Source organism: Microbacterium sp. K27, from assembly GCF_004794435.1.
In the GTDB taxonomy this organism is placed as follows: domain Bacteria; phylum Actinomycetota; class Actinomycetes; order Actinomycetales; family Microbacteriaceae; genus Microbacterium; species Microbacterium maritypicum_A.
This window is the reverse complement of the sequence record NZ_SSDK01000041.1, coordinates 37,853-49,685: the sequence shown is the minus strand read 5'-3', so window position 1 is coordinate 49,685 and position 11,833 is coordinate 37,853. Positions and strand designations below refer to the sequence as shown.

The 11,833-nt window shown below is 68.9% G+C and carries 10 protein-coding genes; 3 read left to right on the top strand and 7 right to left on the bottom strand.

Annotation, left to right across the window (positions count from 1 at the left end; translation table 11 throughout):
- Window positions 1-60: 60 nt before the first annotated feature.
- From DW307_RS11580 to DW307_RS11570, 3 genes are all read right to left on the bottom strand, one after another.
- Window positions 61-1,161, bottom strand: coding sequence for a branched-chain amino acid aminotransferase (locus tag DW307_RS11580; RefSeq protein WP_029265497.1), 1,101 nt, complete (start codon window positions 1,159-1,161; stop codon window positions 61-63).
- A gap of 60 nt (window positions 1,162-1,221) precedes the next feature.
- Window positions 1,222-2,265, bottom strand: a complete 1,044-nt coding sequence (locus tag DW307_RS11575) for a 3-isopropylmalate dehydrogenase (RefSeq protein ID WP_136024815.1) — start codon at window positions 2,263-2,265, stop codon at window positions 1,222-1,224.
- Window positions 2,266-2,346: 81 nt separating this feature from the next.
- Window positions 2,347-3,882 carry an MFS transporter gene (locus DW307_RS11570; protein WP_136024814.1) on the bottom strand — a complete coding sequence of 512 codons (1,536 nt, stop codon included), beginning with the start codon at window positions 3,880-3,882 and terminating at the stop codon, window positions 2,347-2,349.
- A gap of 95 nt (window positions 3,883-3,977) precedes the next feature.
- Between DW307_RS11570 and DW307_RS11565 the strand changes: the two genes are divergently transcribed.
- Window positions 3,978-4,520 (top strand): TetR/AcrR family transcriptional regulator, encoded by a 543-nt coding sequence (locus tag DW307_RS11565; RefSeq protein WP_021200392.1) that lies wholly within the window; start codon window positions 3,978-3,980, stop codon window positions 4,518-4,520.
- 91 nt (window positions 4,521-4,611) lie between these two features.
- On the opposite strand, the gene serA is transcribed toward DW307_RS11565, so the two are convergent.
- From serA to DW307_RS11550, 3 genes are all read right to left on the bottom strand, one after another.
- Window positions 4,612-6,216, bottom strand: a complete 1,605-nt coding sequence (gene serA, locus DW307_RS11560; protein ID WP_029259053.1) for a phosphoglycerate dehydrogenase — start codon at window positions 6,214-6,216, stop codon at window positions 4,612-4,614.
- Between the two features lie 123 nt (window positions 6,217-6,339).
- Complete coding sequence (locus DW307_RS11555; RefSeq protein WP_136024813.1) at window positions 6,340-6,675, bottom strand: hypothetical protein; 336 nt, start codon at window positions 6,673-6,675, stop codon at window positions 6,340-6,342.
- A complete protein-coding gene (locus DW307_RS11550; RefSeq protein WP_021200389.1) occupies window positions 6,672-7,136 on the bottom strand; it encodes a hypothetical protein in 465 nt (154 codons plus the stop codon). Before DW307_RS11550 ends, DW307_RS11555 begins: the two co-directional genes overlap by 4 nt.
- A gap of 83 nt (window positions 7,137-7,219) precedes the next feature.
- Here DW307_RS11550 and DW307_RS11545 point away from each other — a divergent pair, with 83 nt between their 5' ends.
- On the top strand, window positions 7,220-8,173 hold the full coding sequence (locus DW307_RS11545) for a hypothetical protein (RefSeq protein ID WP_029265499.1): 954 nt from the start codon (window positions 7,220-7,222) through the stop codon (window positions 8,171-8,173).
- Window positions 8,174-8,187: 14 nt separating this feature from the next.
- On the opposite strand, the gene DW307_RS11540 is transcribed toward DW307_RS11545, so the two are convergent.
- The gene (locus DW307_RS11540) at window positions 8,188-8,850 is read right to left on the bottom strand and encodes a GntR family transcriptional regulator (protein WP_029265500.1); all 663 of its coding nucleotides are present in this window, start codon (window positions 8,848-8,850) and stop codon (window positions 8,188-8,190) included.
- An 86-nt stretch (window positions 8,851-8,936) separates the two neighbouring features.
- Here DW307_RS11540 and DW307_RS11535 point away from each other — a divergent pair, with 86 nt between their 5' ends.
- A complete protein-coding gene (locus DW307_RS11535) occupies window positions 8,937-11,771 on the top strand; it encodes an FAD-binding and (Fe-S)-binding domain-containing protein (protein WP_136024812.1) in 2,835 nt (944 codons plus the stop codon).
- The last annotated feature ends 62 nt before the right edge of the window (window positions 11,772-11,833 follow it).

Sequence of the window (11,833 nt, the reverse complement as noted above, 5' to 3'; positions counted from 1 at the left end):
CACACGTGCGCAGGCGGCAGGCGTGGGTCTCGGTGGTGGGCGCGGGTATCGTCCGCGCGGTCAGGCGTCGAGGCGCAGAAGCCAGCCGTGCTTGTCCTCGCGGCGGCCGTACTGGATGTCCGTGAGCTCCTCACGCAGCGAGAGTGCGAGCTCGCCCAGCGGCTGCGGTTCGTCGAACCCATCTCCGACGAGTGCGCCGATCGGGGTGACGACCGCGGCGGTGCCGCACGCGAACACCTCGACGATGTCGCCGGAGGCCACGCCTTCGCGCCACTCGTCGATCGAGATCGGGCGCTTCTCGACCGTGTAGCCGCGGTCTTCCGCCAGCTGCAGGAGCGAGTCACGCGTGATGCCCTCGAGGATGCTGTCCGACTCGGGGGTGACCACACGTCCGTCCTTGAAGACGAAGACGACGTTCATGCCGCCGAGCTCCTCGACATCGCGCTTCTCGTTGAGGAACACGACCTGGTCGCACCCCTTCGCGCTCGCCTCGCTCTGTGCGAGCAGGCTCGAGGCATAGTTGCCTCCGGTCTTGGCCTTGCCGGTTCCGCCCTTGCCGGCGCGGGCGTACTCCTCGGAGAGCCAGATGCGCACCGGCTTCACCCCGCCGGAGAAGTAGGCGCCTGCGGGGCTCGCGATCACGTAGTAGGCGACCTTCTGCGCGGCGCGCACGCCGAGGAACGCCTCCTTCGCGAACATGAACGGGCGCAGGTACAGGCTCTGGTCGGCGCCGTCCGGAACCCAGCGGCCATCCACGGCGATGAGCTCGCGCAGCGACTGGATGAAGTACTCGGTCGGCAGCTCCGGCAGAGCGAGACGACGAGCGCTGGCCTGCAGACGCGCAGCATTGCGGTCGGGTCGGAACGTGTGGATCGAGCCGTCCGCATGGCGGTAGGCCTTGATGCCCTCGAAGATCTCCTGCGCGTAGTGCAGCACCGACGCCGCGGGGTCGAGCGGGATCGGACCGTACGGCTGCACGCGAGGACGGTGCCAGCCACCCTTGGCGGACCAGCAGATGTCGACCATATGATCGGTGAAGACCACACCGAAGCCCGGATTCTCCAGCACCTCGGCGAGCCGTGCGGGAGACGCAGCGGTCAGGTTCTTCGTGACGGCGAACTCCAGGGGAGCCACGGTCGCCTCGGCATCGATGGTCGTCATCTCATCATCCATTCCTCGTGGGTGGGCGCATCCTCGCGCCCGTTCAGCCTACGCCTGCAGTCAGAGGCGTGCGGTGATCGCGGAGCCGATCTCCGCCGTGGTGCGAGCCGCCGTCCGTGCCGCGATGTCCGCCTCGACCGCGGCACCGACCCGTGCGGATTCCTCGGTGAGTCCGAGGTGGTCGAGCAGCAGCGCGATCGAGAGGATCGCCGCCGTCGGGTCGGCTCTCTGCTGTCCGGCGATGTCGGGCGCTGAGCCGTGGACCGGCTCGAACATCGACGGGAACGCGCCGTCGGGGTTGATGTTCCCCGAGGCTGCGAGGCCGATGCCACCCGTGACCGCGCCCGCGAGGTCGGTGAGGATGTCGCCGAACAGGTTGTCGGTGACGATCACGTCGAAGCGCGAGGGATCGGTGACCAGGAAGATCGTGGCGGCGTCGACGTGCAGGTAGTCGACCTCGACGTCGAGGTGCTCGGCCGCCACCTCGTTCACGACGCGCTGCCAGATGGCACCGGCGTGCACGAGCACATTGGTCTTGTGCACCAGCGTGACCTTCTGACGACGACGCTCGGCGAGGTCGAACGCGTAGCGCACGACGCGCTCGACGCCGAAGGCGGTGTTCACCGAGGTCTCATTCGCGACCTCCTGCGGGGTGCCCTTGCGGATGGCCCCGCCGTTGCCGACGTACGGCCCCTCGGTGCCTTCACGCACCACGACGAAGTCGATGTCGCCGGGCTCGGCCAACGGGCCCGAGGCACCGACGAACAGCTTCGACGGCCGCAGGTTCACGTAATGGTCGAGCGTGAAACGCAGCTTCAGCAGCAGACCGCGCTCGATGTTGGCGTCCTTGAGTCGCGGGTCGCCCGGGGTGCCGCCGACCGCGCCGAGCAGGATCGCATCGTTCGCGGAGATCGCGGCGAGGTCATCGTCCGTGAGGGTGTCGCCGGTCTCGAGGAAGCGTCCGGCGCCGAGCGAGAAACGGGTCTTGTCGAAGACCACACCACTGTCGGCGGTGACGGCGTCGAGCACCTTCTCCGCTTCGGCGATGACCTCGGGACCGATGCCGTCTCCAGGGATGACGGCCAGCTTCACGACACGCGACATGAGACTCCTTGCGCACTGCACGGGGATGGACCGGCTCGGGCTCACCGCAGGGCGAGCGAGCCGGTCCTCCCAGCGTACTGGTCAGTGCGTGGGGGCTTTGCGCAGTGTGACGGCGGCGATCACGCCCGCGACGACGACGAGGCCAGCGCCGATCAGCGAGGTCACCATCACCCCGGAGCCGAATGCGGCTGCCGCCGCCTCCCACAGCGCTGTGCCGAGCCGGCCCGGCAGCGCCTGCGCCGCCGTGTAGGCCCCGGCGAGAGTCTCCCCCGCCGCGTGCGCCACGTCTGCCGGCAGGCCCTCCGGAAGCACGAGAGCCCCGCGGTAGAAGGCCGTGATGATGCCACCGAGCACCGCGGTGCCGAGCACCGCACCGAGTTCATAGGCGGTCTCGGAGACCGCACTCGCCGCTCCCGCCTTCGCGGCGGGGGCGCTGGAGAGGATCAGTTCGTTGGAGATCGTCTCGGCGGCACCGATGCCGATGCCGAGCACCACGAATGCGACGACCAGCGGCAGGACGCCGTGCTCGTGCGTCGTGAACGCCACGATCAGGTAGCCGGCCACGGAGAACGCGAGCCCGACGGGGATCACGATGTGCGGCGGGATGCGACGGGAGATCGGGACGACCGAGAGTCCGGCCACGATCATCGCGAGCATTCCGGGCACGAGCGCGAGCCCGGCCATCATCGGGGACAGCCCGAGGACGAGCTGCAGGTGCTGCGAGACGAAGTAGAGGAAACCGACCAGAGCCACGACGCTCAGCAGGTTGACCAGGATCGCACCGGAGAAGGAGCCCCGACGGAAGAGCGCCATGTCGAGCATCGGCGTCTTGGCACGCAGCTGGCGACGGACGAACAGGTAGCCCATCACGAAGCCGAGCAGCGCCCAGGCTCCGGCCTTGAGACTCGGCCCGTCGACGGCCAGCGACTTGATCGCGTAGACGACCGGGATCATCGTCGCCATCGACAGCGCGATGCTGATCAGATCGATGCGCCCGGGGTTCGGGTCGCGGCTCTCGGGCACCAGCAGCGGCGCGGCGACGAGCAGCGGGATCAACACGGGCACGGCGATGAGGAAGACGGAACCCCATGCGAAGTGCTCGAGGAGAAAGCCGCCGACGATCGGTCCGAGCGCGGAGCCTGCGGAGAACGCCGACGCCCACACGGCGATCGCCATGCGGCGCTGGTCGCGATTCTGGAAGATCGAGCGCAGGAGGGAAAGGGTCGACGGCATCAGCATGGCGCCGAAGAAGCCGAGGAGCGCCCGGGCGGCGATCAGCAGCCCGGCAGTGGGCGCGAAGGCGGCCAGTGCGGAGACGGCGGCGAAGCCGGTCGCACCGATCAGCAGCATCTTCCGGCGCCCGAAGCGGTCGCCCAGCGTCCCCATCGTGACCAGGAGGCCGGCGAGCACCAGGGGGTACACGTCGATGATCCACAGCTGCTCCGCCCCCGTGGGAGCGAGCGCGATCGAGATCTCGGGGAGCGCGAAGCTCAGCACCGTGTTGTCCACCGACACCAGCAGCACCGGCAGCATGAGGACGACGAGTGCCGCCCAGCCGCGGGCTCCGACGCGGGGAGCGTCCGTCTCTGTCGTCGGGATCGACGCAGTACGGTTCATGGAACACCTCTCAGAATCATGACGGCACGGTTAGTGAACCGTCCAGATGGTATAGTAACAGAATTCCCGCCCCTCCCCTGTGCAGAGGATCCACGATGCCCCGACCTCCCCTCGCCCGCGAGAAGGTGCTCGACGCCTTCGAAGCGATCCTCATCGAAGACGGCGAACGTGCAGCGACGCTCGATGCGACCGCGAAGGCGGCCGGCGTCTCCAAGGGTGGCCTCCTCTACCACTTCGGGTCGAAGGATGAACTGGAGGCAGGGCTCGTCGAGCGGCTCGACCGGCTCACGACGCTCGACCTCGAACGCATGACCGCAGCCGACGAGGGGCCGGTCGCCTACTACGTGCGCACCTCGGTCATGGAGGACGACGCCCTCGATCGCGTGCTGATCGCCACGACGCGGCTGGCCCAGGGCGGATCGATCCCTGCCGCCGACATGCTCCGCGACACGCGACGACGCTGGGCGGAGACGATCCGCCCGCATGTGCGCGACAATGCGAGCCTCGACCTCGTGATGCTCGTGAGCGACGGGCTCTACTTCAACAACTCGCTAGACGTGCACGGCCCCGAGCGGCTCGTCCCCCGCAGCGACGAACTCGCCGAGCTGATCGCCCTGGTCCTCAGAGCCACGGCCTGACCCACCGAGACATGAGAAGAGGGCGGGAGCATCACGCTCCCGCCCTCTTCTGCATCTGCGCACTGGGACCGGTGCAGCCCGACCTGTGCGATCAGACCTCGGTGATCTCGATCTGACGGAAGAGGTCGGCGTCGATCGCGTCGCGCACGTCGTCGAGCAGTTCGTCCGAGACCGGCGAGTCCAGGGTCAGCACGCTGAGCGCCTGGGCCCCGGCGGCCTGACGGGCGATCTGCATGCCGGCGATGTTGATGCCGGCCTCCCCGAACTTCTGGCCGTACACCGCGACGATGCCGGGGCGGTCGGTGTAGAGCATCACGACATGGTGCTTCTCGATCGGCAGCTCGAGCCGGTGGTCGTTGATGCCGACGAGCTTCTCGGTCTGCTTCGGACCGGTGAGCGTGCCGGACACCGAGAGCTGCGAGCCGTCGGACAACGCGCCTGCGAGGGTGATGACGTTGCGGTACTCGTCGCTGACGTCATCCTTGAGCAGACGCACCGCGATTCCCCGCTGTTCGGCGAGGAGCGGCGCGTTGACGTAAGAGACCGTCTCGCTGACGATGTTCGTGAACACGCCCTTGAGCGCCGCGAGCTTGAGCACGCTGACGTCGTAGTCATTCAGCTCTCCGTGCACCTCGACATCGAGGCTGGTGAGCGGCGACGTCGCGAGTGCCGCGAAGATCTGGCCGAGCTTCTCGACGAGCGAGATGCCGGGACGCACGTAGGGATCGATGACGCCACCCGCGACGTTCACCGCGTCGGGGACGAGGTCGCCGCCGAGCGCGAGGCGCACGGAGCGGGCGACCGAGACGCCGGCCTTCTCCTGTGCCTCTTCGGTGCTGGCACCGAGGTGAGGGGTGACCACGACGTTGGGCAGGTCGAGGAGCGGCCGCGCGGTGCCCCCCTCTGCCGGAGGCTCGGAGGTGAACACGTCGAGCCCGGCACCCGCGATCTCACCCGCGACGAGGGCCGCGTGCAGCGCCTCCTCGTCGATCAGCCCACCGCGTGCGACGTTGACCACGAAGGCGGTCGGCTTCATGGCCGCGAACTGCTCGGCACCGATCATGCCGGTCGTCTCCGGCGTCTTCGGCATGTGGATCGTCAGGAAGTCCGACTCCGCCACGAGCTCGTCGAGCGAGAGCAGCTGCACGCCGAGCTGCTGTGCGCGGGCAGACGTGACATAGGGGTCGTAGGCGACGACCCGCATGTCGAAAGCCGCGAGGCGCGCGGCGACGAGGGCGCCGATGCGGCCGAGACCGACGATGCCGACCGTCTTCTCGAACAGCTCGGCGCCGGTGAAGGAGCTGCGCTTCCAGGCACCGGCAGACAGTGAGGCATGCGCCGCCGGGATGCGGCGGGCGAGGCTCAGGATGTGGCCCACCGTGAGCTCGGCGGCGGAGACGATGTTCGAGGTCGGCGCGTTGACGACCATGACGCCGGCAGCCGTGGCCGCCTTGATGTCGACGTTGTCGAGGCCCACTCCGGCGCGGGCGACCACCTTCAGCTTCGGGGCGTGCCCCAGCGCTTCCTCGTCGATGCGCGTCGCCGAGCGGACCAGCACGGCATCGGCATCCGCGAGCGCCGCGAACAGCGCCTCGCGGTCGGTGCCGTCGACGTCACGGACGTCGAAGTCGGGACCGAGAGCGTCGATCGTGGCGGGAGAGAGTACTTCGGCGATAAGCACGACAGGCTTCGGCACAGTGGATCCTTCGGGGCAGCGCGGCAGGGGCCGATGCGCCGCACACCATGGGGGCGCGATCGCGTCAACTCTACCGGAGCAGGCGCAGCGCTCCGCGCCGTGTGACGCGGTACGGCAGGCCGCTCACGCGCTGGGCATCGTGAGGCTCAGCGCGATCAGACTCATCCAGAACACCGCGACGACGCCGAGTCCGGCGAGGAACACGAGCGCCAGTTCGCCGACACGGCGCCGCCGGCCGATCACATAGGCGAAGACGAACACGATCGCGGGGAAGGCGACGCCGAACAGCAGCGTCGCCCACCCGCCGACACTCAGTCCGGTCTGGGCCATCGTGATGAGGTGCGCGACGGCATTCCAGACCGCGTAGGCGTAGAAGAGTCCTGCCAGGCCGATGACGAGCCCGACGAGCCAACGCGGAGAATCCGCGGATGCCTGCGCTTCGTTCGACGACGTGGTCATGATCCGATCACCCCCACGGTGACGAAGGGCCAGGGGACGAGGAGCACGACCCCCGCGAACAGCACCGCGACGCGGATCCAGGCCGCACTCCCCCGTGTGAGCACCCAGGTCGCCAGGAACCACAGCGCGGGCGCAGCGATCGCGAGGAAGAACCACGGCAGGAACATCACGTCGGAGACGAGGAAGGATGCCAGCGGCTGCAACCGGAGCCCTCCGACGATCCAGCCGATCGTGTAGAGAAGGTAGACGCCGCCGACGACACCGACGAGCAGCAGCATCGGGGTGCTCAGACCCGAGGGCTCGTCGTCGGTCGCCGGTGTGACGGTGCCGTCGTCCTCGATCGTCCCGACGTCGTCGCTGCCCTTGCCGACGGCGTTCCAGCCGTGCGGAAGCGCGCGATCCTTCGGTGTCGAGGCCTCGTCGCCGTCCCAGCTGAGCGCGTCGTCGGAATCGGAAGTCATGTCCCCAGCGTAGGACACCCGGTCCACTAGGATCGGGGTTGCCTTGAGCCGGAACGGCGGGCACCGGAGGGGAAGGGAACACCGTGGCTGCGAGCGAGAACGCCGAGACCGGGAACAGCGACGCCCGCGTCGCCCAGTCCGCGAAGAGCACGGCGACCGAACCGCCTGCCGGTTGGGTCCCCACCCCCGAAGCCAAGGCCAAGGCGACGCGCTTCCGCTGGATCGCCGCCATCCTCTGGGCTGTCGCGATCATCGGCGAAGGCGTCGGCATCTTCTGGCTCCTGCGCCAGCGTGTGTTCGTCGGCGAAGACGGCACCCTCGTCCGCAACCCCGACACCGGCCTGCTCGAGGAGCAGGGTGTCACCGCGACGTTCCCGCAGTGGGCGTTCATCACGCTCCTCGTGCTGCTCGTCGTGATCGCGGCCCTGTCCATCACCGGCTCGGTGCTGTGGAAGAAGGCCAACCGCCTCGACCCCGCGCTCAGGGCGGACAAGACGCGGTTCTTCGTACAGAACCAGCTCGGTGCGATCGTCGCAGTCGTGGCGTTCCTCCCGCTGGTCATCCTGATCTTCCTCAACAAGGACATGGACAAGGGCCAGAAGACCACGGCTGGAATCGTCGGCGTCGTCCTCGCGGCCCTGGCCGTCTTCATCGGCGTCGACTTCGCTCCGGCGTCCGTCGAGCAGTACACGGCCGACCAGTCGGCCGTGATCCAGCTCCTGGGCAAGGACGAGGTGGTCTGGGTCGACGGCGGCAAGGTCTACCACGTCTGCGATGACGTCCCGGCGATCCAGACCGGGAGCGAGATCCGCACCGGCACGACCGCACAGGCCGTCGAGGCGGGCAAGATCCGGCTGACCCTGCAGTTCGCTTCGGAACTGCGCGCCTGCGACCTTCCCGTCCCCGAGAACGACGAGCAGATCACCGAGGCGCTGCGATCGATCCAGGCAGGCCAGACCGACACCATGCTCCCCGCACCGGTGTGGGCTGATCCGGCCGAAGCCCCGATCGTGGTCGAGGAAGCTCCGGCGGAGTGACGGCCCGCTCGACGCTACTCCGCGTCGAGTGCCTCCACCAGCCGCTGCTCGGCCGACGACAGGTGCGCGTCGAGAAGAGCCGCTGCCCGTTCTCCGTCGCCTGAAGCGACCGCGTCGAGGATCTCGGCATGCTGCGACGCGATCACCGAGGCGTCGAGAAGCCGGCGCCCCTGCACCTGCGCCATGCACAGCCGCACTTCGTCGAGCACGCTGCGGTACATGCGCCCGGTGCGTTCGCTGTCGAGTGCATCGATGATGGCGGTGTGGAACCGCAGATCGGGGTTCACGGTCGCCGGGTCGGGACCCGGGGGCATCGCGAGGATCTCCGCATTCGCATCGCGCGCCGCGCTCGGCACGGTGCTGGTCTTCGCGAGCTCGCGAAGCGCCGCGCTCTCGAGTCGGGCCCTGGTGCGGTAGACGTCACGCACTGTCGCGGGGTCGATCCCGACCACACGCGCGCTTCGATGCGCGGTGCGCACGAGCAGGCCACTGGCGACGAGCTGTTCGATCGCCGCTTTCGCGCTGGGACGCGCAACTCCGAAGGTCTGCGACACGGCCGCTTCCGTGATTGGATCCCCCGAGCGGATCTCGCCGCCGAGGATACGACCGCGCAGCTGGGCGGTGACGGCATCCACGACGCCGACGATCCCCAGCGGTGCGTCCGAAGTGGTGGTCATGTGGGTCAGCCTATCGAAGCGCCGCACGCTCGGTACACTTGTCTGACAATCTCGTTGATCACCTTCCGACGGAGCAGAGGAGCACCGTGCCGACCACCCTCGCCGAACCGCTGGACCCCGCCCTGCTGGGCCCCGCGACTCAGGTCCATTCGCGCTCCATCGACCGCTTCGCCCGCGCCCACGACGCCTCCCACTACCTGCTGATCCCGGATGCGGTGCTCTCCCCCGCGGATGCCGAAGGGGTGGCACGCGCCTTCGGAGCCGTTCGCGCCGCCGGCCGCACGATGACGTTCCGCTCCGGGGGCACCAGCCTCTCCGGGCAGAGCGTGAGCGGGGACATCCTCGTCGACACCCGCAGCAGCTTCCGCGAGATCCGCGTGGAAGACGACGGCGCGACCGTGCGCGTCGGCCCCGGCGCCACCGTGCGCCAGGTCAACACCAGACTCACGCGCTATCGCCGCAAGCTCGGCCCCGACCCCGCCAGCGAGATCGCCTGCACGATCGGCGGAGTCGTCGCGAACAACTCCAGTGGAATGGCCTGCGGCATCACCGAGAACTCATACCGGACGATCGAGTCGATGACGATCGTGCTCCCGAGCGGAACGATCCTCGACACCGGCCGTCCGGATGCGAACGAACTGCTGCACGCCGCGGAACCCGCGATCGCCGAGGGCCTGCTCGATCTGCGGGCACGTCTGCTCGCCTCGCCCGAGCGCGTCGCCTTCCTGCGCCAGCAGTTCTCCATGAAGAACACCATGGGTTACGGGCTGAACGCGCTCCTCGACTTCGATGACCCCGTGCGCATCCTGGAGCACCTCATCATCGGCTCCGAGGGCACACTCGCCTTCGTTGCCGAGGCCCGCTTCCGCACGATCGAGGTACGCCCGTCGATCGCGACGGGGCTGCTCGTGTTCGAGACGCTGTCCGCCGCGATGACGGCACTTCCCGACCTCACCCGACTCGGACTCGCCACCATCGAGCTCATGGACGCCGCCTCCCTCCGGGTCGCGCAGGGGTTGAGCGACGTCCCGGCATCGATCGCGGAGATCGAGGTGCAGGGGCACGCCGCTCTCCTGGTGGAGGTGCACGCCTCCGACGACGATGCGCTCAGGGAGGCGAGTGCGACGGCACAGGCGCATTTCGAGGCACTGCCGCTCGCCGTGGCACCGCGCCTCACCACGGACTCCGGAGAACGCGCTTCACTGTGGCACGTGCGCAAAGGTCTCTACACCGCGGTCGCCGGCGCCCGCCCCTCGGGAACGACGGCTCTCCTCGAGGACATCGTGGTGCCGGTGCCGCGTCTTCTCCACACGTGCGAGCGACTCATCGAGCTGTTCGCCGCGCACGGGTACGAGGGCTCGGTGATCTTCGGGCACGCCAAGGACGGCAACGTCCACTTCCTCCTCAACGAGCGTTTCGACGATGCCGACAGCATCGCGCGCTATCGGCGCTTCACCGATGATCTGGTGGACCTCGTGCTGTCCCAGCAGGGATCGCTGAAGGCCGAGCACGGGACCGGGCGCATCATGGCGCCGTTCGTACGCCGCCAGTACGGTGACGAGCTCACCGACATGATGTGGGAGATCAAGGGCCTCCTCGACCCCGACGGCATCCTGAATCCGGGGGTGGTCCTCTCCGACGACCCGGACTCCTACCTGCATGACCTCAAGCGGGTGCCGACGGTCGAGGGCGAGGTCGACCGCTGCGTCGAATGCGGGTACTGCGAACCGACCTGTCCGAGCAAGAGCATCACCCTCACGCCTCGACAGCGCATCGTGATCCGCCGCGACATGGCGTGGGCCGAGGAGCAGGGCGACACCGAGCTGCTGCGCGACCTGCAGAAGGACTACGACTACGACGGCGTCCAGACGTGTGCGGTCGACGGCATGTGCGGCGTGGCCTGTCCGGTCGACATCAACACCGGCGACCTCGTGCGTCGGCTTCGTGCGGAGCAGTCGAACGCGATCGAAGGCGCGGTGTGGGGCGTGGCCGCGAAGCACTGGGGCACGGTCACCCGGGCCGGAGGGGTCGCGCTCACCGTCGCCGATGCCCTCCCCGCTCCGCTCGTGCGCGGCGTCACGCAGCTCGGCCGCGCGGTCCTCGGCACCGACACCGTGCCCCTCTACGACGGCGGGCTCCCCCACGGCGGCTCGAAGCCCCCGCGCCCGGAGTCGCCGACCGATGCGCAGGCCGTCTTCTTCGGCGCCTGCATCGGGACGATGTTCGGTGCGGAGGGCGAGGGCGAGGGATCTCGGGATGCCCTGCGTGCACTGCTCGACCGGGCGGGGATCCCCGTCGTGATCCCCGAGGAGAACGGCGGACTCTGCTGCGGCACACCGTGGAAGTCGAAGGGCCATCTCGACGGATACGCACGCATGTCGGACCGGGTCCTGGAGTCGTTGTGGGTCGCGAGCCGGCACGGCGAGCTTCCCGTGGTGTGCGATGCGGCGTCCTGCACCGAGGGCCTGGACGTGATGCTCGCACAGTCGGTCGCGAAGAACCCCCGGTACGCCGGGCTGCGTATCGAGGACGCCACGACCTTCGTGGCCCGCGAGGTGCTGCCGAAGCTGACCGTCACGGCGAAGCTGCCCACCATCGCGGTGCATCCGACCTGTTCCACGACGGCGCTCGGGGCGACCGGGGCGCTGACCGCGATCGCCGGAGCCGTCGCCGACGACGTGTTCGTCCCCGAGGGGTGGGGCTGCTGCGCCTTCGCCGGGGACCGCGGCATGCTGCACCCCGAGCTCACGGCCAGCGCGACCGCTCAGGAGTCGGCGGAGATCGCGGAGGCCGAGAGCACGCGCGGCGACTTCGATGCGTTCGTGTCGGCCAACCGCACCTGCGAGATCGGGATGACACGTGCCACAGGGCGACCGTATCGGCATGTGGTCGAGGTGCTCGAGGAGCTCACCCGCCCCTGAGCGCGGGCGCACACAGCGAGGGCCCTCCCGACTCGTGGTCGGGAGGGCCCTCGCCTCGTCGC

Bases quoted from the DNA above. Each gene is read 5' to 3' on its own strand.
- DW307_RS11580 (WP_029265497.1), bottom strand. From the start codon at position 1,161: ATGACGACCATCGATGCCGAGGCGACCGTGGCTCCCCTGGAGTTCGCC.
- DW307_RS11575 (WP_136024815.1), bottom strand. From the start codon at position 2,265: ATGTCGCGTGTCGTGAAGCTGGCCGTCATCCCTGGAGACGGCATCGGT.
- DW307_RS11570 (WP_136024814.1), bottom strand. From the start codon at position 3,882: ATGAACCGTACTGCGTCGATCCCGACGACAGAGACGGACGCTCCCCGC.
- DW307_RS11565 (WP_021200392.1), top strand. From the start codon at position 3,978: ATGCCCCGACCTCCCCTCGCCCGCGAGAAGGTGCTCGACGCCTTCGAA.
- DW307_RS11555 (WP_136024813.1), bottom strand. From the start codon at position 6,675: ATGACCACGTCGTCGAACGAAGCGCAGGCATCCGCGGATTCTCCGCGT.
- DW307_RS11550 (WP_021200389.1), bottom strand. From the start codon at position 7,136: ATGACTTCCGATTCCGACGACGCGCTCAGCTGGGACGGCGACGAGGCC.
- DW307_RS11540 (WP_029265500.1), bottom strand. From the start codon at position 8,850: ATGACCACCACTTCGGACGCACCGCTGGGGATCGTCGGCGTCGTGGAT.